Below are 24,936 nucleotides of genomic sequence, written 5' to 3' on the forward strand. Positions count from 1 at the left end.
GAGTGCATGCCAGGACAGACCCGTCGATCCGACCGACCGCACCGAATGACGGACATGACTGTCGACGTGATCCTGCCGTGCCTCGACGAGGCGGACGCCCTGCCGAAGGTCATCGCGCGTCTCCCCACGGGCTACCGGGCCATCGTCGTCGACAACGGATCGACCGACGGATCGGCCGACGTCGCCCGCGCCCACGGTGCCCTGGTGGTGACGGAACCCGTCAAGGGGTTCGGTTCGGCCTGCGCCGCCGGGGTCGCCGCGGCGACCGCCGACTTCGTCGCGTTCTGCGACGCCGATGCCTCGATGGACCCGGCCGAGCTCCCGCCCCTGGTCGACCGCGTGGCCAGTGGCCGCGTCGACCTGGCACTCGGCCGTCGCGTCCCGACCGGCCGCGGCGCGTGGGCCCCGCACGCGCGCTTCGCGAACCGCGTCCTCGCCGTCCTCATGCACCGCGCGACCGGCTACCGCCTGCGCGACCTCGGCCCGATGCGTGTGATGCGCCGCGAGGACCTCGTCTCCCTCGACCTGCGCGACCGCCGCAGCGGCTACCCGCTCGAGATGGTCCTGGCCGCGCACGCCGCCGGCTGGCGCGTCGACGAGTCCGACATCGGGTACGCGCAGCGCATCGGCGACAGCAAGGTCACCGGAACGCTCCGCGGCACGATCAACGCGGTGCGGGACATGTCCCGTCTGCTCCGTGCGTACCGCCGGGAGGCCCGTGTCCGGGTCGTCGCACCGGGGCCGCTCCGCCAGGCGGCGGAGTCCACCCCCGTGGTCGAGGAGGCCCGCTCGTGACCGCCGACCCCACCCACGTCCACGCCAGCGACGCTGCGCGCGCCGACGTGACGGTCGCCGTCGTGGCGAAGGAGTGCCTGCCCGGCAAGGTGAAGACCCGGCTGACGCCGGCGCTCTCCCCCGAGGGCGCCGCACGCGTCGCGTCCGCGAGCCTCGCCGACACCCTGGCGACCGTCCGCGCACTGCCCGCGGCCCGCCGGGTCCTGTTCTTCGACGGCGACGTCGTGCCCGCGTCGGCCGAGGGGTTCGAGGTGCTGCACCAGCCCGGTGGCGGCCTGGACGAGCGCCTCGGGTTCCTGTTCGACGCCGTCGACGGTCCGCTGTTGCTCGTCGGCATGGACACCCCGCAGGTGTCCACCGCGGACCTCGCACCGGTGTTCGACGACGCCGCCCGCGACGCCTGGTTCGGCCCGGCCGAGGACGGCGGCTTCTGGTCGCTGTACCTGCGACAGCCCACCGGCGACCTGCTGCGCGGCGTCCCGATGTCGCGCGACGACACCGGAGCCGTGCAGCTCGCACGCCTCACCGACGCCGGACTCGACGTGGGCGTGCTCGGGGAGCTGCTCGACGTCGACACGATCCCGGACGCCGAGCGGGTCGCCGACCTCGCACCCGACTCCGACTTCACCCGGGCACTCCGTGCCGAGACCGTGGGGAGCACCCGATGACCATGCACGCACCCGTCTCGTTCGGCGCCGGCGGCGGCGAACCGTACGCCCGTGCCCTGCGCACCGACGGCCACCTGCGCCTGACCGATGCCGACCGCCCCGACGCCGTCACCACGATGGACGTCGGCCGTTGGAGCGCCGCCGCCGACCGCGTCGACCGCTCGCTCCTCGACGACGTCGACGGCGGGGTCATCGACATCGGCTGTGGTCCGGGCAGGATGCTCGTCGCCGCACGGTCCCTGGGCATCCCGGCACTCGGCGTGGACGTCTCCGCCGAGGCCGTGGCCATCGCGCAGCGCGCCGGCGGCACCGCCCTGCAGGGTTCCGTGTTCGACGCCGTGCCCGACGAGGGTCACTGGGACACCGCGCTGGTGATCGACGGCAACATCGGCATCGGTGGCGACCCGACGGCCCTGCTCGCCCGCTGCCGCGAGATCGTACGAGCCGGCGGCCGGGTCATCGTCGAGACGAACCCCGAAGCCGCGGCCGACCGCGTCTACACCGCGCGGGTGGTGGACGCCGACGGCAACGAGAGCGCCGGGTTCCCGTGGGCCGAGGTCGGCCTCGACGCCCTGCACCGGCACGCGGCGGACGCCGGGATGGTCCCGCGGCAGAGCTGGACGGACGAGGGCCGGAACTTCTGCGAGCTGCTCGCCTGAGACCGACACGCGCTTGTTTTGCACCATGCAAGACAAGCGCGTAGAGTGATGGTCATCCAGCCGACGGCGTCGCGGTCGCCGGCTCGGTGACCTGCGGACCTCGGCACGACGACGAGGAGCACCCATGCAGAACCGTCAGAACCCCCTGGGCGGCGCCTACGTGACCGGCCTCGAGACCCGCGCCGAGCTCGGTGCCTTCACGGGCGACGCGACCCGCAGCCCGGTCGGCAGCTACACCGGCACCGGCATCGGCCGAGCACCCGGCCGCTTCGTCGACACGCAGTTCCGCCGTCCCGGCACCGCGACGTCCTCGACGCGCACCGTGACCGGCTCGTTCCGCACGGCGACGGGTTCGTTCCGCACCGCCTGAGGCACCTGCCTCCACAGACCGCGAGCGGTCGTCCACCCCGGGGGTCCCCCCTCAACCCGGGTGGGGCGGCCGCTCGCTTCGTGCACGACCCGCGACCTTCCTGGCGAAATCATCGTTCCGCTGTCTACCGACGCCAACGATGCGACGCAGCCAGCAGCCCCCTCGGCCGCTCATTCCTGCATCAGCGCGTGGGCCGACGCCGGTCTCACTCGCACGGATCACCTCGTCGGCCTCAGTTTCCGATCGAGTCGCGAGGAACGCTTCGATCGGCTCCACGCGGGCCCACCGCAGGTGGTGAGGCTCGTCGTCGAGAAGGTCCTCACAGACGTTTTCGACACCGTTGCAGCGCTCTCGCCAGTCTTGGTCGAAGACCGCGCCGAGGAGATCTCGGACCAGCGGGTACTCCCGCAGTTCAGTTCGATACTCCGAGACCAGCCCCTCCATCACACTCGGGTCGGACTCAGCGGCCAGCGGTCATGCATCCGCCGCGTCCGGTCCGGAGATGCGTCGGATGAGGGAGTCGACCCAACCGAGAGCGCTTACATTCGCATCGACCTCCGGTCGAAAACCACTTCCCATCGAACTCAACCGGTCGACCACGTCGGCTTCGGTGCAATTCGCCCGGATCTCGAGAAGCTCGGGCAACAGTGCATTCCTCGTTGCCGGGAAGTCATCCAGGGCTTCAGCCAGGACGTGATCGACCGAAGGCCATTCGTCCCTCCAGTCCTGGTTGAACGCACCCCCCATCAACGAGTCGAATGCGGGGTACTGAAGCGAAGGTCCCAAGTGGTTCACCACTACTCCTCGATCGGCGGGGAGGCCGCAAGCAAGCACAGCGCTGCGCTGCGCTGCGAGCCGCGCGCACGGGGTCGAGCCGCGCCACGTCCGCGCAGACCGCGACCCCAGGGACGCGAGCCTAACAACCGTTCGCGAGCGGTCGACCGTGAACCGCTCACTCGCAAGCCGTCGCTGATTGGCTTGCGGTTCTCATTCAGGAGCGCGTCCACCTGAGACTCCGTACCCCCCTCCGTCTGGTCCACTCTCGCTGGTGGAAGGTGACGCTGGTGCCGCTCGCCGACGCTCTGCAGCCACCGCCGGTCATCGAGGCCGACCTTCAATCCGGTCCATTCGCGCCTGCACGCGCGCCCGGAGAGCTTGGAGCCACTCGCTGGGCTCCTGGTTGACATCGAGCTTCGGAGAGAACCCGGAGTAATTCACGGAAATAAATTGCAGTACGTCGGCGTCAGTATGCAGGTGTTCAACAAGTACTGCAGAGTCAGCGTCAAGCTGCGATACCTGCTGCAGGGGCGCCTGATCGATTGCGGCTCGCCAAACGTCCTCGGCAGAATCCCAATCATCTTGCCAGTCTTGGTGAAAGGCTCCACTCAAGATAGAAGAGATCAGTGGCGTTCGGGCCTTCACGGCTTTGATGTCCATTTCCATCCTCAAGGAATCGGGTAGGAGGAACGAATTTTATAGTACGGGGGGCCAGAGGGATCGTATTTAATCGCTATCAGAACCGTCTTCCCGTTGTACATGCGATTCCCCGAGAGCTCGGGGTCAAAACCCCGGCCGAGGGTATTCCCACTGGGCCACTCAAAACTCTTCGGAATGTTGGCAACGCGACCGTCGCGAACGTTCTCGATCCACCGCAAAATCGCCTCGTGATTGTAATCGAGTGTTTTTGCGATGACCTCATCGACTGTGCTGCGATCCACCGTGTACGCACTGCTCGGGCGCTTCTCGTCAAAGCGGGATCGGAGCTCTTCATCGAAATCACTGCCCTCCCGGCCGGTTCTGAGGTGTCGAGACTCGACGTGCCCTCCGGCTTGATCGACTCCCTTGATCCCACCCTGATCGGTGAACCAACGCGACTCGACACCGTGCCGATCGAACTCCGGGTGCGCGAGCTGGTACGCCTCGACCTTGTCAGCCCACATCTGCTTGAAGGCAGCGTCGTCCAGAGGATTCCCACCAACTTCGTGATGACGCGACCACTCAGCGAAGCTCTCGTCGAAGCGCCGAGCGAGTTCGTCGAGATGCTCTCGAGCGACTCCGCGCGCCGACCACTCCTCGACGGACTTCGACAAGTCCCGCGCCCCGAGCTTCCCCAGCCCCGATGCGAGCTCCTCCGCACGACCCGCCCGCCCGGCCCATCCCTCGGGCCCGAGGAAGCTCGTCCCCACCGCCGATGCCGCTGCGCCTGTCGCGATCCCCGGGTTCTCCTTCGCATCCTTCCACCAGTCCTGAGCAGCGTCGCCCATCGCGCCGAGTGTCTGCCCGGACTTCCCCTCGGGGTGCAGCGCAGCATCGAGCCAGGACATCGGGTTCACCATGAGGCTGAACGCGACCGTCCCCTCGCCGACGCCCTTCCACGCTGAGCCGAGGTTGCCCCAGCTCCAGTCACCGCTGTTGTCCCATCCCCCTAGGTGCAGGGCTCCGCTCAAGGACTTCAGGATGTCGTCGGTGAAGCCCTCCTCGAACTGTTCAGCCCAGCTCTTCCCCTTTGCGGTACCGACACGCGACCACGGCAGGTCGACACCGCGCGCGTTGAGGTCGCTCTCGGACGGCGCGGTGAAAGCCTGCTTGACCGAGGCTCCCGACGCCTTCTTGATCGCGAGGGCACAGTCCGCTTGAGCAGCTTGGAGCAGCGCCACCTGCTCGTTGATGCGCTGGATCAGCTGGTCGTTCTCGTGCCGCGTCACGATGTCCTCGTACCACGGCACCGTCTTCGACTGCGGCTTGGGATCATCAGGCTGGTAGCCGTTCCACGACCCCGAGACCGGAGCCTCGGGCTTGGGCGTAAACGCGGACTCGAATCGAGGAACGCCGTTCTCGACCCGCGCGACGAAGGCTTCCGCTTCCTTTCGCAGGTCGTCCAGCTGCTTCTTCGGCCCGGCGGCCGTACTGGCGTACGTCTCCAGCGCTGCGGCGACCTTCCGGGCGATCTCGCCGATGGTGTGGACGTCGTCGGTCACCGGGTCCATCAGCGCGAACACCTGATCGGACTCCGGCGATTCGTACACCCCGGACAGCTTCTGCCACTTTGACGGCAGGTCGTCGGCCACGGTCTTCATCGAGGTGCCGCCGGTCTTGATGCTGTCGGCGCCGGTTGACACTGCAACCAGGTCCAGATCTGCACCGGGAATGCCCGCCGGGTCGACGAGACCGTGGTCGCCGTACGCGACGCCACTCACTGCCGACGCTCCGCCGTCCGGACGAAGAACGAGACATCGTGGGTGTCCGCCAGGGTCACGCCAGCACGCTGGGCGTTCGCGGCCATGTCGAGGTCGCCCGCCCGGTAGGCGTCGACGGCGTTCGTGACGCCCTGCACACCACCGATCAGGCGGTAGGTCACCTGGTCGACGTCGTCCTGCGTCTTCGTCAGGAACGCACCGAGCGCTTCGTTCACCACGTCGCCGGCACCACCGGCGACCTCAGCGACTCCGCCCTGCACCGACTGCAGCGCGCTGGCGGTGCCGTTCACGGATCCGCTGACGTCGAGCAGCACCGACTGCACGCCGGCCAAGTCGATCTTCCACGCTTGTGTACTCATCGTTCTCCCCCGTACGCGTGCCATCGTCGCCGGTTCGACGGCGTCACTGCAAGTCCCCGGGATGCATTGCATCTGCTCGGTAATCGCCGATGCGCCGACCGAGTCCGGCCGCGGCGGCCCATCGATCGCGTTCGGTTCCGTGGAACCAGATCACGAGTCCGGGTGCGTGCGCGGGGCCGACGAGGTGTCCGCCGAACTCGGATCGGCGGGCGAGCAAGCCGCTGGCGTGTGCGGCGTGCGCACCGGAGAACACCCCGAGCGGCACTGGCGGCCCCGCGATCGCCGTGTCGACGACTCCGTCGACCCGGCCGCGGCTGGTGGAGAACTGGGCCGACTGCGGGTGGCCGCCCTGCGTGACGGACTGGAGGCCCGCCTCCAGTCCGTCACGCAGCGCCCGAAATCCGTCGGTCGGGCCGAGATCGGTCGGTACCGCGACCATGCAGCGGAGCGTCTCGAAGACGGAGCGCTGACCGCGCTCCACCGTCAGCACACCGCCGACCACCGATTCCCCGCTCCCGGTGGCCACGAAGGTGGCCGTTCGCGGGGACCGGTGCTCCGCCATGGCGGTCAGCCGGGTCGGCTCGAGCGGCGGTGGCCCCTCGGCAAGGGAGTACGCGACGTCGACGTCGAGTGCCCTCGCGAGGAACCGCGCCGGAGTCGTACCGAGCACGATCCCGGGTCGGGCGGCGTGCTCGACGGTGAGGTCGACATGCAGTCGCGTCCCGACCGGGCCATGGGCAGCACAGTCCGGGCGCTCGGGCGCCCAGACGAACGCGTGCTCCGCGAGCAGGTGCAGCGCTGCCCAGGAGACCTCGGCACCGACCGCGGTGTGCAGCGTCGCTCCGTCGCCCGCTCGCACAGCGTCGAGCAGCGCCGCGTCCGCGCGGATCGTCTCCCCCATTCGCGCGAGCCTACTGCCGTTCGCCGACCTGTCGGATACGACGGGAACGTCCGAGGGACCGCGGTGCCAGGATGGACGCATGAACGACCGCGCCGGCACCCCAGCGACCGCAGACGACCTCGTCGACATCGACGAGCTCCTCGCCGCCTACCACGACCGAGTGCCCGACGTCTCGGTCCCCGAGCAGAAGGTCGTGTTCGGCACGTCCGGACACCGGGGGTCGTCGCTCGACACCGCCTTCAACGACACCCACATCGCCGCCATCACGCAGGCGATCGTGGAGTACCGCCGCGACCAGGGCACCGACGGGCCGCTCTTCATCGGCCGCGACACCCACGCGCTCTCGGCCCCCGCCGAGCAGACCGCTCTGCAGGTCCTCGCCGCCAACGGCGTGCGGGTGCTCGCCGACAGCCAGGACGGCTTCGTGCCGACGCCCGCGCTGAGCCACGCGATCATCCGCTACAACCGCGCCGGCACCCCGGACACGGCCGACGGCATCGTCATCACGCCGAGCCACAACCCGCCCCGCGACGGCGGCTTCAAGTACAACCCGCCGCACGGTGGCCCCGCCGACAGCGACGCCACGAGCTGGATCGCGAACCGGGCGAACGCGATCATCGAGGGCGGCAACGCCGAGGTGCAGCGCACCGAGGACGCCGAGCCCGAGCGCTACGACTTCCTGAACACGTACGTCGCCGACCTCGAGAACATCATCGACATCGCCGCGATCAAGCGTGCCGGCGTGAAGATCGGTGCCGACCCGCTCGGTGGCGCCTCGCTGCCGTACTGGAACGCCATCCGCGACCACTACGGACTCGACCTGACCGTCGTGAACCCCGAGGTCGACCCCACGTGGGCGTTCATGACGCTCGACTGGGACGGCAAGATCCGGATGGACCCGTCGAGCCCCTCGGCGATGGCCTCGGTGCTCGCCCGCAAGGACGACTTCGACGTGCTCACCGGCAACGACGCCGACTCCGACCGGCACGGCATCGTCACGCCCGACGGCGGACTGATGAACCCGAACCACTACCTCGCGGTCGCGATCGAGTACCTCTACGCGCACCGGCCCGAGTGGCGCGACGACGCCGCGATCGGCAAGACCCTGGTGTCGTCGAGCATCATCGACCGCGTCGCCGAGTCACTGGGCCGTCGCCTGTGGGAGGTCCCGGTCGGCTTCAAGTGGTTCGTCCCCGGCCTGATCGACGGCTCCGTGGCCTTCGGCGGCGAGGAATCCGCGGGTGCGTCGTTCCTGCGCACCGACGGCACCGCGTGGACCACCGACAAGGACGGCATCATCCTGGCGCTCCTGGCGTCCGAGATGGTCGCCGTGACCGGCAAGACCCCGTCGCAGCTCTACGCGGAGCTGACCGAACGCTTCGGTGCCCCGGTCTACCAGCGCGTCGACGCCGCGGCCTCGAAGGAGCAGAAGGCCCGCCTCGGCAAGCTCGACGGCGACGCCATCACCGCGGACACCCTGGCCGGTGACCCGATCACCGCGAAGCTGTCGAAGGCCCCGGGCAACGACGCAGCCGTCGGCGGCGTGAAGGTCGTCACCGACAAGGCGTGGTTCGCCGCGCGCCCGTCGGGCACCGAGGACGTCTACAAGATCTACGCGGAGAGCTTCGTCGGGCAGGAGCACCTCGAGCAGGTGCAGCGCGAGGCCAAGGAGATCGTCGACGCAGCCCTGGGCGCGTAGCGCCCTCGACGGACGGGCTGCGGGTGTCGGACACCGCAGCCCGTCCGCCGGAACCGAGCCGGGCCTCCAGGCCGTGTGCCACCGGGGCCCACTGGGCGTACCGTGACTGCCGATCCACTCAGGAAGCCGTCTCGGTGCGACCGAGCACTTGCGGCAGTTGTAACTTTGCAGGCAGCGCAAAAATCGTTCTGCCAGCGCATCGGTACCCCGGGAGACCCTGCTCATGACCCAGACGGCGACCGCCCCCGCGGCCCCCACCACGGCGTCCAACGTCGTGATGAACCACCGACAGATCCTGTTGGTGATCTACGGCCTGATGGCCGGCATGTTCCTCGGTGCCCTCGACCAGACGATCGTCGGCACCGCGATCCGCACCATCGGTGACGACCTGCACGGACTCGACCAGCAGGCCTGGGTCACCACCGGGTACCTCATCGCGTCGACGGTGACGACCCCGATCTACGGCAAGCTCTCCGACATCTTCGGTCGCCGGCCGCTCTTCATCACCGCGATCGGCATCTTCATCGTCGGTTCGTTCGCGGCGTCGTTCTCCGACTCGATGCTCATGCTCGCCGGGTTCCGCGCGCTGCAGGGCCTGGGTGCCGGTGGTCTGATGTCCCTGCCGCTGGCGATCATGGGCGACATGCTCGCCCCACGCGAGCGGGCGAAGTACCAGGGCTACTTCCTGGCGGTCTTCGGCATCTCGTCCGTCATCGGGCCGCTCGTCGGCGGCGTCTTCGCCGGCGCGGACCAGCTGCTGTTCATCGCCGGCTGGCGCTGGGTGTTCCTGATCAACGTGCCGATCGGCATCATCGCCCTGTTCATGGTGCTGACGTTCCTGCACCTGCCGAAGTTCGGCGACCGGGGCAAGCCCCGCATCGACTGGTGGGGTGCGACGCTCGTCATCGTCACGCTCGTGCCGCTGCTGCTCATCGCCGAGCAGGGCCGCGAGTGGGGCTGGGACTCCCCCGCCGCCTTCGCCTGCTACGCCATCGGCGCCCTCGGCCTGATCGCGTTCATCATCGTCGAGCGTGCCATGGGCGACGACGCGATCCTGCCGATGAAGCTCTTCGGATCACGGGTGTTCTCGATGTCCGCGATCCTGTCCGTGCTCGTCGGGTTCGGCATGTTCGGCGCGATGCTGACGATCCCGCTCTACCTGCAGATCGTCAAGGGCGTGACCCCGACCGAGTCCGGCTTCGCCATGCTGCCGATGGTGCTCGGCCTGATGATCTCGTCGATCGCCTCCGGCCAGATCATCTCCCGGACCGGCAACTACCAGGTCTTCCCGATCACCGGAACGGCGTTCACGGCGATCGGCTTCACGGTCCTGACGTTCCTGACCGCCGACCGGCCCCTGTGGTTCCTGATGCTCGGCATGTTCGGCATCGGGCTCGGACTCGGACAGCTCATGCAGACGCTGACCCTCGCCGCGCAGAACTCGGTGTCACCGCGGGACATCGGCGTCGCCACGAGCGCCGCGACGTTCTTCCGCCAGATCGGCGGCACGATGGGCACCGCTGTCCTGCTCTCCGTGCTGTTCACCCTGATGCCGACGAACATCAGCGCCGCGATGCAGAACGAGTCCGACCTGAAGAGCGCGCTCAACGCCGCGATGACGCCCTCGGTCGCGAACGCGTCGAAGAACCAGGGCGTGATGGACGAGATCTGGACGAAGATCGTCGACCCGGTGCAGAAGAACGTGCAGGACGGTCTCGACCAGGGCACCGCGCAGGCGAAGCAGGCCGCCGACGCCGCCGTGACCAAGCAGGTGACGGCAGCGGTGCAGCAGCAGGTCGCCGCGGGGACCGTCCCGGCCGCAGCAGCGGACACGATCATCGCCCAGCAGGTCGACGACGCCAAGCCCGCAGCCGAACAGCAGGCGCTCGAGACGGCGGCCACGAAGGCGAACGCCTCGGTCGTCGACGGCACGCTGCAGATCGACTACTCCGACAAGGGGCAGCGGGAGAACGTCGTCGACCAGGTCGCCCCGACGCTCATCAAGCAGCTCAAGAGCGGCGACTCGGCCGCGAGCTCGTCCACCGACTCGGCGACGAGCGACACGTCGTTCCTGAACGGGGCGGACCCCCGGCTCAGCCGTCCGTTCCTGGTCGGGTTCAGCGACTCGGCCGTCCGCGTCTACTACGTCGGCCTCGCGGTGATCCTGCTCGCGTTCGTGCTGACGTGGTTCTTCCGGGTGCCGCCGCTCCGCAAGACCTCGGCGCTGCAGGAGCAGGCCGATGCCGCACGCACGGCTGCCGGTGCGGGGTCGGACGGGAGCGCCGCTGCAGCCGCTGCCGCCGCCGCACCTGGAGCTGCCCCGGTGCCGACGGGGTCGTCCTCCGCCGAAGTCCCGACCTCGCCCGACGTGCCGACGTCGCCGGACGTGCAGCCCCGGTCCGCCCGGGCCACCGGGGCGTCGGACGTCTCGGTGCTGCCGCACGGGGTCGACGACACCCGCGCGCCGCTGCCGAACGCCACGACGCACGGTGCACACTCGGCGGCTGCGCCGGTCGACGAGCCCCCGACGACGACCGGTGCCATCCGGACCCGGGCTGCCCACGCCGCCCCGGTCGTGGAGCCGGACGCCCACGGGGCCGGAGCCGATGCGGCGGAGGCGAGCCGCGCCTCCCGGCCGGACGCTGACGACGCGCACGCGCACGGGCGGCACTCCGCGGAGTAGTCGGCGCGGGCGCTCGCTCGCTGATGCCGAACGACGAGGTCGCTGTCGTACGACAGCGACCTCGTCGCATCTGCGCGCGTGCAAGTGTTGCGGCCGCGCGGAGGCGACACCGTCGACGTCGTACGACATCGACATCGTCGATCCCGTGCGGAGGCTACGGGCGCTCTCGCTCGCGCATCTCGACGTAGTCCCCGGCAGCGCACGCCGAGGTACCGCTGACCGTGTCGCCCCCACCGAGGTCAGAGGACTGGAACCCGATGTTCGCCACGCCGTCCCCGCTGCCGTCGACGCCGCTGTAGGACGCGTCGGCATCGGAGAACCGCTTCGTGTCGAGTCCGCGCTCGCCCCACAGCTTCTCGAGCGTCCGGATCCCCTGCTCGACGTCGCCGCGATCAGCACGGGACTTGATGTACGTGTAGTTCACACCCTCACCGACGCCGCGCTCGTCCTCACACGTGCCGAGCCGCGGCCCTTCCTGGACCGTCCACGTCCCGCCGAGCGCATCGGTCGTGTCGTCGACGAGCTGCTGGATGCTGCGCTCCGCATCGGTCGGCTCCTGGGTCGGTCGGTTCTCCGTCTGTCCTCCAGAACAGCCGGCAGTCGTGCCGACGATCGCGATCGCGGTCACGGTGACTGCGATCCACTGCTTCAGGTCGGTCATCGGTGTCGGTTCTCCGTTGGGTCGTCGGGGCGTCGGGTCGAGGGAGCCGTTGCCGTTCTCGGTGCCGCGCCTCAGACCGCCGGCGCCGCGTCCCCCGCCGCTGACGCCGGTGCTCCAGCCACCTCGAACGACGCACCCGGCAACCGCTTCCGCATCACGTCGATCGCCGCCGGGTTGTCGTCCACCAGCACGTACCGCCGCCCCAACGCCTGTGCCACGGCGCCCGTGGTCCCGCTGCCCGCGAAGAAGTCGAGCACCCAGTCCCCCTCGCGTGAGGACGCCTGCACGATCCGCCGCAGCACCCCCTCGGGCTTCTGCGTGGGGTAGCCGGTCTTCTCTCGGCCGGTCGGCGAGACGATCGTGTGCCACCAGACGTCGGTGGGCAGCTTGCCGCGCTCGCGCTTCTCGGGGGTGACGAGACCCGGCGCCATGTACGGCTCGCGGTCGACGGCCTCGGAGTCGAACCAGTACCGCGACGGGTCCTTCACGTAGACCAGGATCGTGTCGTGCTTGGTGGGCCAGCGCGTCTTGGACTTGGCACCGAAGTCGTAGGCCCAGACGATCTCGTTCAGGAACGACTCGCGGCCGAACAGCGCGTCGAGCAGCACCTTGGCGTAGTGCGACTCGCGGTAGTCGAGGTGCAGGTACAGCGTGCCGTCGGCGGCGAGCAGCCGCCAGGCCTCGATGAGTCGGGGCTCGAGGAACGACCAGTAGTCCTCGAACCGGTCGTCGAAGCGCATCAGGTCGCCGCGCACCCGCTCGTAGGTCCGGCCGTGGAATCCCATCACGGGACCGTCGGCCTTCGGCACGGCGGACGTCGCGTGCCGGCGCTGGTACCGGCCGGTGTTGAACGGCGGGTCGAGGTACACCAGCGTGAAGGACCCGTCCGGGTAGGCGGGGACCACGTCGAGGGCGTCGCCGAGGACGACGCGGTCCGGGCCTCGGTCGTCTCCCCTGCGCACGGACCCATTGTCGCGCACCGAGCGAGCACGCTCGACGCGCACCGCACCGCACCGCACCGCACCGCACCGCACCGCACCGCACCGAGCGAACACGCACCGCACGCCCAGGCCCCGGCGTACGGTCGAGTGCATGGCAGCAGCACCCGAGGTCCGCAACGACACCGACAAGCAGCAGTACTCCCTAATCGAGGACGGCGAGGTCATCGGCCTCGCGGCGTACGAGGTCGACGGCGACGAGATCCGCTTCGTGCACACCGAGGTCGATCCCGAGCACCGCGGTGGTGGGCACGCGTCGATCCTGGTGCAGCACGCCCTCGACGACGTGCGTGCGAGTTCGTCACGCCGGGTCGTCGCGCAGTGCAGCTACGTGCACGCGTGGATCGAGCGGCACCCGGACTACCAGGAGCTCACGACGCGCTGACGCGGGCGACGCACAGACGAGCGCGGCGCCCGTCCGCTCAGTACGAGCGGTCGTGCGTCCCCACGCGGGCCTCGTGCCGCCCGGCGCTCCGCACCGTCGGCACGCGGATGAGCACGCTGCCGCTGAGCAGGTCGTGGTCGTCGTCCGCCGGTGACGGGGCCTGTTTCGGCAGGCGCGCCTGCCGTTCGTACTCGGCTTGCGTCTCGTGCCGGGTCGGTGCGAACACCTCGTCCAGCATCCCGACCATGCCTCCGGATCCACCGCTCCGCTGGGATTTGTTCGACAGGTCGATCCACCCCATGCGATCGGCGATCCACACCACGACGGCCACGGCGGCCACCGCCCCCAGGAAGATCAACCAGTTCACGGCAGCGACGCTACGTGGGCTGCGCGGCGAGCGGATCAGCCGCGCGGGGGATTCTCATCATCCACACGTCTGGTTCATGAGGTCGAGGCGCACACTCGAGGAAGCGGCGGCCGGGACGTCCCCCCTCAGCTCCGGCCGTCGCGTCCACCGTCGATCGGAACGGGGCTCACGGCACCCGCTCGAGCCACTCCTTCGTCGCGAACTTCGTCCGCACCAGCTCCTGCGCCCGCTCGCGCTCGGCCTCGGTCACGTGCCCCTCGGTCGCCCCGTACAGGCGGGTGAAGGTGCCGATCAGCCGCTCGATGATCTCGGCGCGGGACAGCCCCGTCTGCGAGCGGAGCGGGTCGACGCGCTTCGCGGCGCTGGTGGTGCCCTTGTCGCTCATCTTCTCGCGCCCGATGCGCAGCACCTGCACCATCTTCTCGCCGTCCATGTCGTAACTCATGGTGGCGTGGTGCAGCAGCGAACCGGTGCCGAGGCGCTTCTGGGCGGCACCGCCGATCTTGCCCTTGGTCGAGGTGATGTCGTTGAGCGGCTGGTAGTACGCCTCGATGCCGAGCGACTTGAGCGCCTCGATCACCCATTCGTCGAGGAACGCGTACGAGTCGGCGAACGTCATGCCCTGCACCAGGTCGGACGGCACGTAGAGCGAGTACGAGATCACGGCGCCGGCGTCCATGAACATGGCACCGCCGCCGGAGATGCGTCGGACCACCTGCACGCCGTACTTCTCGGCGCCGGCGGGGTCGACCTCGTTCTTGAGCGACTGGAACGAGCCGATCACGACGGCCGGCTGGTCCCACTCCCAGATGCGCAGCGTGGGACCGCGACGGCCTGCACCGACCTCTTCGGTCAGCACCTGGTCGAGCGCGAGGTGCTCGTTCGGGCTGATCGGCCCCTCGTGCACGATCTGCCAGTCGTGGTCGCGCCAGGTCGAGGCCCGCGACAGCGCGCGGCGCACCGCGACGCCGACGGACTCGGGCGTGAAGCCGAGCAGCACCGCATCGGTCGGCAGGGCCGCCCGCACAGCTGCGGCGATGCCCGCGGCGTCGGTGGTGGCGGGGAGCCCGTTCACGGCCGCGTCGATGAGCGGCAGCGCGTCGTCGGGTTCCAGGAAGAAGTCACCCGCCAGGCGGAACTGCTGGATCGTGCCGTCGACGACCTCGAGGTCGACGACGACCAGCTTGCCTCCGGGGACCTTGTACTCACCGTGCATGCCGCAACCCTATTCCGGACGGCCGACTGCCCGGCAGTGGGCCGGCCTGGTGACGGACGGGAGGCCCGTGGCGGCGTCGCCACGGGCCTCCAGTCCGGCACCGGTCGCGTCGCAGGACGCGGCGAGCGCCGTCAGCGCGCCGTCACCCGGTCGAGCCACGCGACCAGGTCGCCGATGACCTCTGCGCGGTTCGTCTCGTTGTAGACCTCGTGCCGCGCGCCCTCGTACACCTGCACGGTCACGTCGGACAGCCGGCCGCGTCGACGGTACGCCTGCGCCAGACGTTCGACGGAGCGCGGACCCCCGAGGGTGTCGTCGGAGCCGACCTGCAGCAGCATCGGCACGTCGTGCGGGATCCCCCGCCGCGGCACCCCGAGCAGCCGGAGGGTGTCGGCGAGTCCGAACAGCCCGATGACGTCGGCCTCGACCGCCAGGGGGTCGAGCGCCATCGCGTCGATGATCGTGCGGTCGCGGGTGAGCCACTCGTACTTGGTGGGCCCCGACCCCGCGTGCCGGGCGTTGAGGTCGCCGCTGTTCATCCAGCCGGGCAGCCGGTAGGCACTCGCGGACAGGACGACGCCGTCGTAGCGGTCCGACGAGGTGTTCACGATCCGCTGCGCCATGAGCGACCCCCACGAGTGCCCGAGCAGCACGAGCGGCAGCCCGGGTTCGTCGGCCCGCGCGACCGCGCTCATCTGCTCCACCGCGGCGATCGCCGCGCGCAGCCCGCCGGGGCCGAGCCGCCCGAGCTTGGCGTGGTCGCCGTCCCACTGGGTCAAGCCGGTGCGTCCGTGCCCGCGGTGGTCGTTCGCGTGCACGGTGTAGCCGGCGCGCACCAGGTCCTGCGCGAGCGGTTCGTACCGGAGCCCGTGCTCCCCGACCCCGTGCGCGATCTGCACAACACCCTTCGGCCGTGCCGCACGCCAGGTCGAGTAGACGATCTCGACGCCGTGGGCGTCGGTGAACGAGGCGTCGCCGCGAGCGGCGGAGAAGGTGGGCACACTCGCATCCTTTCAGACACTGCCATCCTCGCAGACGCGCTCCATCCCGGACCTGTTCACCCGGCGTTCACGCAGGGGGTTCCGGGCGGGCCTAGCGTCCTGCGCATGGACGTCATCGTCATCGTCACGCTGGTGATCGTCGTGGCCCTCGTGTTCGACTTCACGAACGGCTTCCACGACACCGCGAACGCCATGGCCACGTCGGTCGCCACGGGAGCTCTCAAGCCCCGGACCGCCGTGCTCATCTCCGCCGTGCTCAACGTGGTCGGCGCGTTCCTGTCCACCGAGGTCGCCAAGACCGTCTCACAGGGCATCATCCGCGAGGGGCAGGACGGCATCCACATCTCCCCCACGATGATCTTCGCGGGGCTCGTCGGCGCGGTGCTCTGGAACCTGGCGACCTGGTACCTCGGGCTGCCGTCGTCCTCCACGCACGCGCTCTTCGGCGGGCTCATCGGCGCCTCGATCATCGGGGCGGGTCTGAACTCGATCAGCTGGGCGACGGTGGTGTCGAAGGTCGTCCTGCCAGCGCTGCTCTCCCCGGTCATCGCCGGGGTGATCGCCCTGGTCGCGACGTACCTGGCGTACGTGCTCACGAAGAACGCGACGACGCACGGTGCGGCGACGGGGTTCCGGCACGGGCAGACGATCTCGGCGTCGCTGGTGTCGCTCGCACACGGCACGAACGACGCGCAGAAGACGATGGGCGTCATCACGCTGACCCTCATCGCCGCGAACTACCAGGCCGCCGGCACCGGTCCGGCGCTCTGGGTGATCCTGGCCTGCGGGCTCGCGATCGGCCTCGGCACGTACATGGGCGGCTGGCGGATCATGCAGACCGTCGGCAAGAAGATCTCCGACGTGCAGTCGCCGCAGGGCTTCGCCGCCGAGACGAGCTCCGCCGCGACGATCCTCATCTCGTCGCACCTGGGCTTCGCGCTCTCGACGACCCACGTGACGAGCGGCGCGGTCGTCGGTTCGGGGCTCGGCAAGAAGCTCGCCGACGTGCACTGGTCGGTCGTCGGCCGCATCGTCGTCGCGTGGGTGATCACGCTGCCCGCCGCTGCGGTGGTCGGGGCGCTCGCGACCTGGCTCGCGTCGACCTCGGCCTTCGGGCTGGTGCTCGTCGCGGTCCTCGCCCTGGCCGGCGGGCTCACCTTCTACGTCCTCGCCAAGCGCAAGCCGATCTCGCACGAGGACATCACCACCGAGTCCGGGCCGGCCGAGCAGGCCGAGCCGCAGCCGACCGGCGCGACGAACTGAGGGGAACGACGATGGACATCGACTTCACCGCGATCGGCACGGTCGCCGGCGTCGGCTTCGTGGCCGCCGTGGGCCTGGTGCTCGTGTACACGCTCGGCCTCCGGTTGCTCGGGACGGGGCAGCCGGACGACGCGGGCGGCGAGCGCACGCAGTACTCCGAGGAGACCCCGCGCTCCGGGCACACCCCGCCCGCGGCACTGGCGGGAGCCGTGGTGTGCTTCGCGCTGTGCATCGCCGCGGTGCTGGCGGGCATCTGGTTGACGATCCCCCAGTTCCACTGAGGACGTTCCTTCCCAGAACACCCGCCTGGGATGATCGACGGGTGACCACCCACCACCACCTCGACGCCACGGTGGACTCCGCCGTCGACGTCTTCACCGCCGAACGCCGGCCGGTCCTGACCGTGGAACCGGGCGACACGGTGACGGTCCGAACCCTGAGCGCCGCGGGCTACACGGAACGCCAGCCGGGCCCGGGCCTGGACGCCCCGACCCTGATCGACCCGCGCCGGGGCCACTGCCTGGTCGGGCCGATCGCCGTCGCGGGAGCACGTCCGGGGATGGTCCTGGCGGTGCACTTCGACGACCTCGTGCCCGACGACTGGGGCTACACGGCCTCGGGCGGGGTCGACTCCCCGGTGAACCGCGCACTCGGCCTGACCGATCCGGCGTCGCGCGGCCCGCTGCTCTGGGACATCGACGTGTCCGCCGGTGTCGCCGTGAACCAGCTCGGCCTCGGGGTGCGGACGGCACCGTTCCTCGGCGTCGTCGGCGTCCCACCCGAGCCCACCGGGGAGCACTCGACGATCCCGCCCCGCACGGTCGGCGGCGGCAACGTCGACTGCCGCGAGCTGATCGCCGGCTCGACCCTGTACCTGCCCGTGACGGTGCCGGACGCCCTGCTCCACGTCGGCGACGGGCACGCGGCCCAGGGCGACGGCGAGGTCTCCGGGACGGCGGTCGAGTGCGGCATGACCACGACGATGACCCTGACGCTCCTCGACCGGGCTCCGGTCGAGGGTGTGCACGCCGACACCCCCGCCGGACGCATCGCCTTCGGCTTCGACGCCGATCTCAACGTCGCGACGGCCACGGCGCTCGACCGGATGGTCGACTGGATCGCCGGGCTGCACGGGATCGGCCGCGCGGAGGCACTCGCGATGGCGAGCGTGGCGGTGAGCATGCGCATCACGCAGGTCGCGAACCGCACGTGGGGCGTGCACGCCCTGCTCCCGCACGACGCGATCCTGACGGACGCGCGGCCCTGAAGGTCGGGAGGCCCGCCCAGCGCGAGCCGACCGGCGCACGCTGGGCGGGCCTCCCGTCCGACGTTCCTTCCCATCGCACCCGCGCTGGAAAGCGGAAACGGGCGTACCTGGTCGAAAGAACCGACCAGGTACGCCCGTTTCGACCAGGCACGCCCGGAACGACCAGGTACGCCCGACCCGTCAGTGGGCGGAGTAGCCGCCGTCCACCAGGTGGTAGCTGCCCGTGATGAACGAGGCCTTGTCGCTCAGCAGGAACAGCACGAGCGCGGCGACCTCGGCGACGGTGCCGAGCCGCTTCGTGGCGTGCTCGTCCTCGAGCGCCGCGACTGCCTCGGGCGAGAGCGACTTCCGGAGCAGCGGGGTGTCGATGAACCCGGGGCCCACGGCGTTCGTGCGGACGCCCTGCGACGAGTACTCGAGCGCGGCGACCTTGGTCAGTCCGGCGAGCGCGTGCTTCGAGGTGACGTACGCAGCGTTCTGGGCCATCCCGACCACGCCGAGCACCGACGCCATGTTCACGATCGCGCCACCGCCGGCGGCCACCATCGCGGGGATCTCGTAGCGCAGCCCGTAGAAGACGCCGTCCAGGTCGACCGCACGGACGCGGTCCCAGGCGGCGATGTCGTACTCGCCGATCGGCTGCGGTGCCGCAGCGATGCCGGCGTTGTTCACGGCGAGGTGCAGCGCGCCGAACGTGTCGACCGCGAACTGCACCATGCGCTCGTTGTCCGCGGCGACCGCGGAGTTCGCCTCGAACGCGCGAGCGGTGCCACCGGCCTCCACGATCGACGCGGCGACGCGCTCGGCGCCCGCCAGGTTGATGTCGGCGACGACCACCGTGGCGCCCGCCGCGGCGAGCTCCTTCGCGACCGACTCACCGATGCCGCTGCCACCACCGGTGACGACGGCGACCTTGCCCTCGAACTCGGACATGTTCTCCTTCTCTCTCGGCAACACGTGTTGTCTACAACCACGGTACACCCGAAATGAAGTTCGTTCGCTGAACTAATGAGATAGGCTAACGACCGATGACCGACGCCACCGACCTCCGCATCGCGGTGAACCGGCTGTCCCGCACACTCCGAGCCCAGAAGGCCGACTCGAGCGTCACGGACGCGCAGTTCTCCGCCCTCGCCCGACTGCACCGCGACGGCGCCATGACCCTGGCCGACCTGAGCCGACAGGACGGCGTCACCCCGCCGTCGATGACGAAGACCGTCGCGGTGCTGGTCGAGCGGGGCCTGGTGTCCAAGTGCGGGCACGGCGACGACCGCCGCAAGGTGATGCTCGGCGCGACGCCCGCCGGAGCCGCCTTCGTCGAGGAGACCCGACGCCGCCGCGACGGCTGGCTCTCCCCGCGACTCGCAGCACTCACCGCCGACGAGCGGAGCACCCTCGCCGACGCCACCGAGATCATGAGGAGGCTGGCCCAGCAGTGACCGCCATGTTCCGCTCCCTCGCCGGACGCAACTACCGCATCTGGTTCGCCGGGGCCCTGGTGTCGAACGTCGGCACGTGGATGCAGCGCACCGCCCAGGACTGGATCGTGCTGACCCAGCTCTCCGACAACAACGCCGTCGCGGTGGGCATCACGATGGCCCTGCAGTTCGGCCCCCAGCTGCTGCTCCTGCCGCTCACCGGGCTCGCCGCCGACCGGTTCGACCGCCGGAAGATGCTCATGCTCACCCAGGGCCTGATGGGACTGCTCGGGCTGGGACTCGGCGTCATGGTCCTCACGCACACCGCCACCCTGCTCGCGCTGTACGGCTTCGCCCTGGCGCTCGGCATCGTCGCCGCGTTCGACGCCCCGATCCGGCAGGCCTTCGTCTCCGACGTCGTGCAGGGCGAGGACGTCTCGAACGCCGTCGCCCTGAACTCCGCGTCGTTCAACGCCGCACGCCTGATCGGCCCCGCGGTCGCCGGTGTGCTCATCGCGGCGATCGGCTCGGGATGGGTGTTCGTCATCAACGCCGGGTCGTTCCTGGCCGTCCTGCTCGCACTCCGCTTCGTCGACCCCGCCCAGCTCGCCGAACGGGTCCGGGCAGGCCGCGGCAAGGGGCAGATCGTCGCCGGCTTCCGGTACGTCCGCACCCGACCGGACATCGTCGTCGTGCTCTGCATGATCTTCGTCGTCGGCACGTTCGGCGTGAACTTCCCGATCTTCACCTCGACGATGGCGCGGGTCGAGTTCCACCAGGGCGCCGGCGAGTTCGGGCTGCTCAACTCCGTGATGGCGATCGGGTCGGTGCTCGGCGCACTGCTGTCCGCCCGCCGCGACAAGCCGCGGATGCGCACCCTCGTGCTCGCCGCCGGCGGGTTCGGGCTCGCGTGCACGGCCGCGGCCCTCGCTCCGACGTACTGGACCTTCGCGATCGTGCTGGTGTTCGTCGGGCTCGCGTCCCTGACCTTCATGACCACGGCGAACGCCCTGGTGCAGACCACGACGAAGCCCGCGATGCGCGGTCGCGTGATGGCGCTCTACATGGCGATCTTCGCGGGCGGCACCCCCATCGGCGCCCCGCTCGTCGGCGCCGTCGCCGACGCCTTCGGCCCGCGCTGGGCGATCGTCGTCGGCGCGGCCTCGGGCTTCGTCGCGCTCGGGATCGCGCTCGTCTGGCTCGTCCGGTACCAGCGGGTCCGGCTGCGCTACGACGCCGACTCGCGGCTGCACCTGGCGATCACGCACGCCGTGCCGGTGGTCGGCTCACGCGCGGCGCTCCGCCGTGAGCTGGAACGCGACGAGGCGCTCGCCGACCGCTCCAGCGCCGTCTGACGGACCGGCGGGTCGCCCTGCCCGTCGGCCGACGGTCCATGACGCACCGACCGTCGGACGGGAGGCCCGCACCGGCGCCGCCACGGGCCTCCCGTCCGACGCCACCCGGGGCCACGGCCGCGGTCACGACGCGCGGACCGGCCGCCTTCCGCCACACGCGCGCCGAGCCGGCGCCGAACACGGGCTCCGGGTGGGTTCAGAGGACGGGTGCGGACGACGCGAAGACGCGCTCGTCGAGGGCCGCGGCGACGCGGTCGGCAGCCACCGCCAGCCGTTGCCCGACGTCACCCGCCACCGCGAGCGCCGACTCCTCGGGGATGCCGTCGAGCAGGGCGCGGACCTCGGCGAACCCGGCGACCTCGTCCGCGACGCAGGACGGGGCGACGTCGGCCAGGCACTCGGCCGCGCGGTGCACGGTGAAGCGCAACGACCGCGGGCTGTGGGCATCCAGGAGCAGGAAGGCGGCGGCGTCCGACGGCACCGGGGGGTGGTCGCGTCCGCGCAGGAAGGCCTCGCCCGCGCCGCACGCCCGGAGCGCCGCCGTCCACGAGGTGACCGCGTCCGGCTCGAGCAGCCGAGACGCCAGCAGCCGTGCGGTGGAGGCGCAGCGGGTGAGTGATCGCCCGAGGGTGAAGAACTCCCACACCTCGTCACGGCTGGCGTCGCCCTCGACCACGCCGATGGCGAGGGCACTGCGCTCCCGCACCCAGCCGAGGAACTCGTGCGCACGGTCGGGGGCGATCTTCCGGGGCATCCGCGACCGTGTGACGTCGAGGCAGTCCCAGAGCTCGCTCGAGACGACCTCGCGGGCACGGCGTGCGTGGTCGCGGGCGACGGCGACCGCGGCGGCGATGGACGCGGGTTCGTGCCGGTCGAGCGCGAGGGCGTCGACGGTGGAGGCGCGGTCCGGGTCGTTCGCGGGGCCGGTGGTCCCGATGACGCTGCGGAGTTCGGTGGACACGAGCCGATCGTCGTCGAGGGTGCCTGGTTCGCGGCGGGCGACGTAGACGTCGAGCAACCGTGCGACGACGTCGGTGCGCTCCACCGCGCTCCCAACGTGGAAGACGTTCCCCGCGAGGCGGCTCAGCACGGCTGCTCCTGCATGTCCAGAACCTAACGAGCCGGCGTTGCCGGGGTGTTACAGAACCGCGTCACGGGTGTTGCAGGTGTCCCGTCTCCGCGCTCGCTAGACAATCTAACTAGAGCGTCTAGCATTGGGGGCATGATGTCCGAGGTGATGACCAGCACCGCGGGGTACTGGTACGAGGACTCCGCGGTCTCCGCCGTGGACGTCCTCAACGCCCTGCGGCGGTACCGAACGGCCGAGAGCGCTGCCCAGCGCCGAGCACGCGAGGCACTGGGGATCGGCGAGAACGCCCTGCTGGCGCTCCGCTTCCTGATCGACGCCGAGCACGACGGCCGCACCGTCAACGCGAAGGACCTCGCCGAGCGGCTCGAGATCACGGCGGCGTCGACGTCGGCCCTCGTCGACCGGCTCGTCCGCAGCGGCCACGTCGAACGGCACGCCGACCCGAACGACCGCCGTGGCGTGATCCTCACCGCCACCGGCACCTCGATGCGGCACGCGCTCCGCGTCATCGAGGAGCTCGATGCCCGCGCGCTCGAGGTCACCGAGCACCTGCCGAGCAACGAGATGGCCGTCGTCGTGGACTTCCTGGACGAGATGGTCCGCGTCGTGGACGAGCTCGACGGCGGGTCGGACCACCTCCGTCGCGCGTAGCCTGATCCGCATGGACCCTCGCGGCGAGCACCACCCCGAGGACGACATGCCGTTCGCCGAGCTCGACTCCCGGGCCCGTGCCGACGCCGCACTCCGACGCATCCAGGCCGGGTCCGATCCGGCTCGTGAGGCGTTCGACCTCGCCAACACCATGAACGACGAGGCCGTGGGGCGGCTCACGAAGCGCCTGCGGCGGTTGTTCCGTCGGGGCTGATCAGTCGGCGGAACCGTGCGTGTGCGGGTGCGCGTGCGCGTGCCCGTGCGTCAGAACGCGGTGCCGACCGCGGCGATGTCGTCGCCCCCGTGCCCGGCTGCGCTGGCATCGGCGTAGACGCGCCCGAGTGCCTCGAGCAGCGTGGTGGACACCCCGGCGGTCCGGGCGGCATCGGTGATGAGTCCGATGTCCTTCCGCAGCCCGTCGAGTGCGAACTGGGCGGGGAACTCGTGGGCGATCATCGCGGCACCCTTGGTGTGGGCGTAGGCGGAGTCGCTCGCGCTGCCCTCGATCGCCTGCAGGAACAGCGCGGGGTCGAGCCCGAGTGCCGCCGCCAGGGCCAGGGACTGCCCGGTCGCCGCGGTGATCGACGCGATCCAGGCGTTGGCGGCGAGCTTGAGTGCGGTGCCGTCGCCGACGTGGTCGCCGGCACGGACGGTCTTCGCGCCGATCGCGTCGAGCACGGGGTCGACACGGTCCAGCAGGTCCGCGGGGCCGGCCGCGAGCATCGTGAGCTTGCCCTGTTCCGCGGGGGCCTTCGTGCCGAGCATCATGGCCTCGACCAGGGTGATGCCGTACTTCTCGGCCAGTTGCACGACCGTCGCGGTGCCGTCGACGCCGATCGTCGAGGCCTGCACCCACACGGCGTCGATGGGGGCGTCGCCAGCGGCCTGCTCGAGGACGTCGACGACCGCATCGGTGTCGAACAGGGTGAGCAGGACGACCTCGGCGTGTTCGACGGCACTGCCCGGGTCACTCGCCACCGTTGCGCCGCGGTCACCCAGGGGTGCGGCCTTGTCGGCACTCCGGTTCCAGACCGTCACCTGGTGGCCGTCGCGGAGCAGTGATCCAGCCACGCCGGCGCCCATCGCACCCGTCCCCAACACCGTCACTCGCACGTGCGTCTCCGTCCTGGCGCGGCTCCGTGCCGCGACCGTCCCGACGCTACGCCCGCTGCAGTCAGAGGAGCCCGCGAGCCTGCAGCCAGGCGGCCGGGTCGATCGGGGTGCCGGCCACGATGACCTCGAAGTGCAGGTGTGCGCCGGTCGAGACGCCCGTGTTGCCGACGGCCCCGAGGCGCTCCCCCGCGCGGAGGACCTGGCCGGGGCGGACGTCGATCGCCGACAGGTGCCCGTACCGGGTCGCGGTGCCGTCGGCGTGCTGCAGGAGGACCTGGTTGCCGTAGCCACCGAGCACACCCGCCGAGACGACCCGGCCGGGCAGCGCGGCGACGACCGGGGTCCCGATGGCCGCGGCGAAGTCCAGCCCCTGGTGGTTCGACGAGCAGGCCGCACAGCCGACGACCCAGCGGGAGCCGAAGCCACCGGCGTCCGGGATCGCGCCGACTGCGGGGCGGACGGCTCCACCGGTCGGCCCCGAGCCGCCGGGGACCCGGAGGGCTGCCGCAGCACGACCCACCGAGAAGTCGTCGCGGCCGGCGGTCGGCCCGGTCGAACCGTCGGCGACGAAGTACTGCATGCCGGCCGGTGCCGACATGGCTTCCGGAGTGGTCGGAGCGGCGACGGCGGTCTGCGGGGAGCCGACCGCGACGAACAGGCACGTGACGGCGGTCACCGCAGCGGCGGGCAGTGTCCGTCGGGCGGGGATCCGGAAGGGCGCGAGGCGGCGGCGCGCGGGAGCGGCGGCCTGCGTGGGCCGGGTCGGCCGCGCGGCCAGCGTGGACCGGGTCGGCCGTGCGGACTGCGTGGACCGGGTCGG

29 protein-coding genes are annotated in these 24,936 nt (G+C 70.6%); 14 read left to right on the forward strand and 15 right to left on the reverse strand.

Features of this window, described 5'->3' with window-relative positions; all coding sequences use genetic code 11:
* Positions 1–45 precede the first annotated feature (45 nt).
* The 4 genes from HQQ79_RS00140 (at position 46) to HQQ79_RS00155 (ending at position 2,492) form a co-directional block, all read left to right on the forward strand.
* Entirely contained in the window at positions 46–795 is a 750-nt protein-coding gene (locus tag HQQ79_RS00140; protein ID WP_027465082.1) for a glycosyltransferase family 2 protein, read from the forward strand.
* On the forward strand, positions 792–1,463 hold the full coding sequence (locus HQQ79_RS00145) for a DUF2064 domain-containing protein (RefSeq protein WP_173032092.1): 672 nt from the start codon (positions 792–794) through the stop codon (positions 1,461–1,463). Before HQQ79_RS00140 ends, HQQ79_RS00145 begins: the two co-directional genes overlap by 4 nt.
* On the forward strand, positions 1,460–2,122 hold the full coding sequence (locus tag HQQ79_RS00150) for a bifunctional 2-polyprenyl-6-hydroxyphenol methylase/3-demethylubiquinol 3-O-methyltransferase UbiG (protein WP_173032093.1): 663 nt from the start codon (positions 1,460–1,462) through the stop codon (positions 2,120–2,122). The genes HQQ79_RS00145 and HQQ79_RS00150 overlap by 4 nt, the downstream gene beginning before the upstream one ends.
* 124 nt (positions 2,123–2,246) lie before the next feature.
* On the forward strand, positions 2,247–2,492 hold the full coding sequence (locus HQQ79_RS00155) for a hypothetical protein (protein WP_173032094.1): 246 nt from the start codon (positions 2,247–2,249) through the stop codon (positions 2,490–2,492).
* Positions 2,493–2,543: 51 nt separating this feature from the next.
* On the opposite strand, the gene HQQ79_RS19020 is transcribed toward HQQ79_RS00155, so the two are convergent.
* The 6 genes from HQQ79_RS19020 to HQQ79_RS00185 all read right to left on the reverse strand — a co-directional run bounded on the left by HQQ79_RS19020 (position 2,544) and on the right by HQQ79_RS00185 (position 6,949).
* Complete coding sequence (locus tag HQQ79_RS19020) at positions 2,544–2,936, reverse strand: contact-dependent growth inhibition system immunity protein (protein WP_173032095.1); 393 nt, start codon at positions 2,934–2,936, stop codon at positions 2,544–2,546.
* A 30-nt stretch (positions 2,937–2,966) separates the two neighbouring features.
* Positions 2,967–3,287, reverse strand: coding sequence for a contact-dependent growth inhibition system immunity protein (locus tag HQQ79_RS00165; RefSeq protein WP_173032096.1), 321 nt, complete (start codon positions 3,285–3,287; stop codon positions 2,967–2,969).
* Between the two features lie 303 nt (positions 3,288–3,590).
* Complete coding sequence (locus HQQ79_RS00170; protein WP_173032097.1) at positions 3,591–3,929, reverse strand: contact-dependent growth inhibition system immunity protein; 339 nt, start codon at positions 3,927–3,929, stop codon at positions 3,591–3,593.
* An 8-nt stretch (positions 3,930–3,937) separates the two neighbouring features.
* Positions 3,938–5,689 (reverse strand): RNase A-like domain-containing protein, encoded by a 1,752-nt coding sequence (locus HQQ79_RS19025; RefSeq protein ID WP_173032098.1) that lies wholly within the window; start codon positions 5,687–5,689, stop codon positions 3,938–3,940.
* Positions 5,686–6,048: a DUF6507 family protein gene (locus HQQ79_RS00180; RefSeq protein ID WP_173032099.1), complete on the reverse strand. Its 363-nt coding sequence runs from the start codon at positions 6,046–6,048 to the stop codon at positions 5,686–5,688. The genes HQQ79_RS19025 and HQQ79_RS00180 overlap by 4 nt, the downstream gene beginning before the upstream one ends.
* 43 nt (positions 6,049–6,091) lie before the next feature.
* Positions 6,092–6,949: a DUF6177 family protein gene (locus tag HQQ79_RS00185; protein WP_173032100.1), complete on the reverse strand. Its 858-nt coding sequence runs from the start codon at positions 6,947–6,949 to the stop codon at positions 6,092–6,094.
* Between the two features lie 79 nt (positions 6,950–7,028).
* On the opposite strand from HQQ79_RS00185, the gene pgm reads away from it, so the two are divergent.
* Positions 7,029–8,648 (forward strand): phosphoglucomutase (alpha-D-glucose-1,6-bisphosphate-dependent), encoded by a 1,620-nt coding sequence (gene pgm / locus HQQ79_RS00190; protein ID WP_173032101.1) that lies wholly within the window; start codon positions 7,029–7,031, stop codon positions 8,646–8,648.
* A 223-nt stretch (positions 8,649–8,871) separates the two neighbouring features.
* Complete coding sequence (locus HQQ79_RS00195) at positions 8,872–11,331, forward strand: MDR family MFS transporter (protein WP_111056866.1); 2,460 nt, start codon at positions 8,872–8,874, stop codon at positions 11,329–11,331.
* Between the two features lie 154 nt (positions 11,332–11,485).
* Here HQQ79_RS00195 and HQQ79_RS00200 read toward each other — a convergent pair whose 3' ends face one another.
* Together HQQ79_RS00200 and HQQ79_RS00205 are read right to left on the reverse strand one after the other, a co-directional pair.
* On the reverse strand, positions 11,486–11,992 hold the full coding sequence (locus HQQ79_RS00200) for a hypothetical protein (protein WP_173032102.1): 507 nt from the start codon (positions 11,990–11,992) through the stop codon (positions 11,486–11,488).
* A gap of 71 nt (positions 11,993–12,063) precedes the next feature.
* Positions 12,064–12,954 carry a site-specific DNA-methyltransferase gene (locus HQQ79_RS00205; RefSeq protein WP_173032103.1) on the reverse strand — a complete coding sequence of 297 codons (891 nt, stop codon included), beginning with the start codon at positions 12,952–12,954 and terminating at the stop codon, positions 12,064–12,066.
* Positions 12,955–13,084: 130 nt separating this feature from the next.
* Here HQQ79_RS00205 and HQQ79_RS00210 point away from each other — a divergent pair, with 130 nt between their 5' ends.
* Positions 13,085–13,375, forward strand: coding sequence for a GNAT family N-acetyltransferase (locus HQQ79_RS00210; RefSeq protein WP_111123834.1), 291 nt, complete (start codon positions 13,085–13,087; stop codon positions 13,373–13,375).
* A gap of 37 nt (positions 13,376–13,412) precedes the next feature.
* On the opposite strand, the gene HQQ79_RS00215 is transcribed toward HQQ79_RS00210, so the two are convergent.
* The 3 genes from HQQ79_RS00215 to HQQ79_RS00225 all read right to left on the reverse strand — a co-directional run bounded on the left by HQQ79_RS00215 (position 13,413) and on the right by HQQ79_RS00225 (position 15,959).
* Entirely contained in the window at positions 13,413–13,742 is a 330-nt protein-coding gene (locus HQQ79_RS00215; RefSeq protein WP_051596634.1) for a hypothetical protein, read from the reverse strand.
* Positions 13,743–13,908: 166 nt separating this feature from the next.
* Positions 13,909–14,958, reverse strand: coding sequence for a biotin/lipoate A/B protein ligase family protein (locus HQQ79_RS00220; protein WP_027465073.1), 1,050 nt, complete (start codon positions 14,956–14,958; stop codon positions 13,909–13,911).
* 131 nt (positions 14,959–15,089) lie between these two features.
* The gene (locus HQQ79_RS00225) at positions 15,090–15,959 is read right to left on the reverse strand and encodes an alpha/beta hydrolase (protein WP_173032104.1); all 870 of its coding nucleotides are present in this window, start codon (positions 15,957–15,959) and stop codon (positions 15,090–15,092) included.
* A 105-nt stretch (positions 15,960–16,064) separates the two neighbouring features.
* On the opposite strand from HQQ79_RS00225, the gene HQQ79_RS00230 reads away from it, so the two are divergent.
* Genes HQQ79_RS00230 through HQQ79_RS00240 form a run of 3 tightly spaced genes read left to right on the forward strand, consistent with a single transcriptional unit; the run spans position 16,065 to position 18,489 of the window.
* Positions 16,065–17,222 carry an inorganic phosphate transporter gene (locus tag HQQ79_RS00230; RefSeq protein WP_027465071.1) on the forward strand — a complete coding sequence of 386 codons (1,158 nt, stop codon included), beginning with the start codon at positions 16,065–16,067 and terminating at the stop codon, positions 17,220–17,222.
* An 11-nt stretch (positions 17,223–17,233) separates the two neighbouring features.
* Positions 17,234–17,503 carry a hypothetical protein gene (locus HQQ79_RS00235; protein ID WP_138802609.1) on the forward strand — a complete coding sequence of 90 codons (270 nt, stop codon included), beginning with the start codon at positions 17,234–17,236 and terminating at the stop codon, positions 17,501–17,503.
* 41 nt (positions 17,504–17,544) lie between these two features.
* Positions 17,545–18,489: an acetamidase/formamidase family protein gene (locus HQQ79_RS00240; RefSeq protein ID WP_173032105.1), complete on the forward strand. Its 945-nt coding sequence runs from the start codon at positions 17,545–17,547 to the stop codon at positions 18,487–18,489.
* A gap of 180 nt (positions 18,490–18,669) precedes the next feature.
* On the opposite strand, the gene HQQ79_RS00245 is transcribed toward HQQ79_RS00240, so the two are convergent.
* Positions 18,670–19,422 carry an SDR family NAD(P)-dependent oxidoreductase gene (locus tag HQQ79_RS00245; protein ID WP_027465068.1) on the reverse strand — a complete coding sequence of 251 codons (753 nt, stop codon included), beginning with the start codon at positions 19,420–19,422 and terminating at the stop codon, positions 18,670–18,672.
* A gap of 95 nt (positions 19,423–19,517) precedes the next feature.
* Between HQQ79_RS00245 and HQQ79_RS00250 the strand changes: the two genes are divergently transcribed.
* The gene (locus tag HQQ79_RS00250; protein WP_173032106.1) at positions 19,518–19,928 is read left to right on the forward strand and encodes a MarR family winged helix-turn-helix transcriptional regulator; all 411 of its coding nucleotides are present in this window, start codon (positions 19,518–19,520) and stop codon (positions 19,926–19,928) included.
* A 5-nt stretch (positions 19,929–19,933) separates the two neighbouring features.
* Positions 19,934–21,262, forward strand: a complete 1,329-nt coding sequence (locus HQQ79_RS00255) for an MFS transporter (protein ID WP_348522468.1) — start codon at positions 19,934–19,936, stop codon at positions 21,260–21,262.
* A 196-nt stretch (positions 21,263–21,458) separates the two neighbouring features.
* Here the strand turns inward: HQQ79_RS00255 and HQQ79_RS00260 are convergent, their stop codons facing one another.
* Positions 21,459–22,352, reverse strand: a complete 894-nt coding sequence (locus HQQ79_RS00260) for an alpha-E domain-containing protein (protein WP_173032107.1) — start codon at positions 22,350–22,352, stop codon at positions 21,459–21,461.
* Between the two features lie 132 nt (positions 22,353–22,484).
* Between HQQ79_RS00260 and HQQ79_RS00265 the strand changes: the two genes are divergently transcribed.
* Entirely contained in the window at positions 22,485–23,003 is a 519-nt protein-coding gene (locus HQQ79_RS00265; RefSeq protein WP_173032108.1) for a MarR family winged helix-turn-helix transcriptional regulator, read from the forward strand.
* 10 nt (positions 23,004–23,013) lie between these two features.
* The gene (locus HQQ79_RS00270; RefSeq protein WP_027465064.1) at positions 23,014–23,217 is read left to right on the forward strand and encodes a hypothetical protein; all 204 of its coding nucleotides are present in this window, start codon (positions 23,014–23,016) and stop codon (positions 23,215–23,217) included.
* Positions 23,218–23,267: 50 nt separating this feature from the next.
* On the opposite strand, the gene HQQ79_RS00275 is transcribed toward HQQ79_RS00270, so the two are convergent.
* Both HQQ79_RS00275 and HQQ79_RS18350 read right to left on the reverse strand, forming a co-directional pair.
* Positions 23,268–24,116 (reverse strand): NAD(P)-dependent oxidoreductase, encoded by an 849-nt coding sequence (locus HQQ79_RS00275; RefSeq protein ID WP_367948019.1) that lies wholly within the window; start codon positions 24,114–24,116, stop codon positions 23,268–23,270.
* 61 nt (positions 24,117–24,177) lie between these two features.
* On the reverse strand, positions 24,178–24,792 hold the full coding sequence (locus HQQ79_RS18350) for a M23 family metallopeptidase (RefSeq protein WP_216852134.1): 615 nt from the start codon (positions 24,790–24,792) through the stop codon (positions 24,178–24,180).
* Positions 24,793–24,936 lie beyond the last annotated feature (144 nt).

The sequence above is a fragment of the Curtobacterium sp. VKM Ac-2852 genome, assembly GCF_013205045.1.
Taxonomy (GTDB): Bacteria; Actinomycetota; Actinomycetes; order Actinomycetales; family Microbacteriaceae; genus Curtobacterium; species Curtobacterium flaccumfaciens.

What these genes read in the sequence shown, in the direction of transcription:
- HQQ79_RS00140 (WP_027465082.1), top strand. Translation starts at nt 46, where the DNA reads ATGACGGACATGACTGTCGACGTGATCCTGCCGTGCCTCGACGAGGCG.
- HQQ79_RS00150 (WP_173032093.1), top strand. Translation starts at nt 1,460, where the DNA reads ATGACCATGCACGCACCCGTCTCGTTCGGCGCCGGCGGCGGCGAACCG.
- HQQ79_RS00155 (WP_173032094.1), top strand. Translation starts at nt 2,247, where the DNA reads ATGCAGAACCGTCAGAACCCCCTGGGCGGCGCCTACGTGACCGGCCTC.
- HQQ79_RS19020 (WP_173032095.1), bottom strand. Translation starts at nt 2,936, where the DNA reads ATGGAGGGGCTGGTCTCGGAGTATCGAACTGAACTGCGGGAGTACCCG.
- HQQ79_RS00170 (WP_173032097.1), bottom strand. Translation starts at nt 3,929, where the DNA reads ATGGACATCAAAGCCGTGAAGGCCCGAACGCCACTGATCTCTTCTATC.
- HQQ79_RS00180 (WP_173032099.1), bottom strand. Translation starts at nt 6,048, where the DNA reads ATGAGTACACAAGCGTGGAAGATCGACTTGGCCGGCGTGCAGTCGGTG.
- HQQ79_RS00185 (WP_173032100.1), bottom strand. Translation starts at nt 6,949, where the DNA reads ATGGGGGAGACGATCCGCGCGGACGCGGCGCTGCTCGACGCTGTGCGA.
- pgm (WP_173032101.1), top strand. Translation starts at nt 7,029, where the DNA reads ATGAACGACCGCGCCGGCACCCCAGCGACCGCAGACGACCTCGTCGAC.
- HQQ79_RS00195 (WP_111056866.1), top strand. Translation starts at nt 8,872, where the DNA reads ATGACCCAGACGGCGACCGCCCCCGCGGCCCCCACCACGGCGTCCAAC.
- HQQ79_RS00200 (WP_173032102.1), bottom strand. Translation starts at nt 11,992, where the DNA reads ATGACCGACCTGAAGCAGTGGATCGCAGTCACCGTGACCGCGATCGCG.
- HQQ79_RS00210 (WP_111123834.1), top strand. Translation starts at nt 13,085, where the DNA reads ATGGCAGCAGCACCCGAGGTCCGCAACGACACCGACAAGCAGCAGTAC.
- HQQ79_RS00220 (WP_027465073.1), bottom strand. Translation starts at nt 14,958, where the DNA reads ATGCACGGTGAGTACAAGGTCCCCGGAGGCAAGCTGGTCGTCGTCGAC.
- HQQ79_RS00230 (WP_027465071.1), top strand. Translation starts at nt 16,065, where the DNA reads ATGGACGTCATCGTCATCGTCACGCTGGTGATCGTCGTGGCCCTCGTG.
- HQQ79_RS00235 (WP_138802609.1), top strand. Translation starts at nt 17,234, where the DNA reads ATGGACATCGACTTCACCGCGATCGGCACGGTCGCCGGCGTCGGCTTC.
- HQQ79_RS00245 (WP_027465068.1), bottom strand. Translation starts at nt 19,422, where the DNA reads ATGTCCGAGTTCGAGGGCAAGGTCGCCGTCGTCACCGGTGGTGGCAGC.
- HQQ79_RS00250 (WP_173032106.1), top strand. Translation starts at nt 19,518, where the DNA reads ATGACCGACGCCACCGACCTCCGCATCGCGGTGAACCGGCTGTCCCGC.
- HQQ79_RS00255 (WP_348522468.1), top strand. Translation starts at nt 19,934, where the DNA reads ATGTTCCGCTCCCTCGCCGGACGCAACTACCGCATCTGGTTCGCCGGG.
- HQQ79_RS00265 (WP_173032108.1), top strand. Translation starts at nt 22,485, where the DNA reads ATGATGTCCGAGGTGATGACCAGCACCGCGGGGTACTGGTACGAGGAC.
- HQQ79_RS00270 (WP_027465064.1), top strand. Translation starts at nt 23,014, where the DNA reads ATGGACCCTCGCGGCGAGCACCACCCCGAGGACGACATGCCGTTCGCC.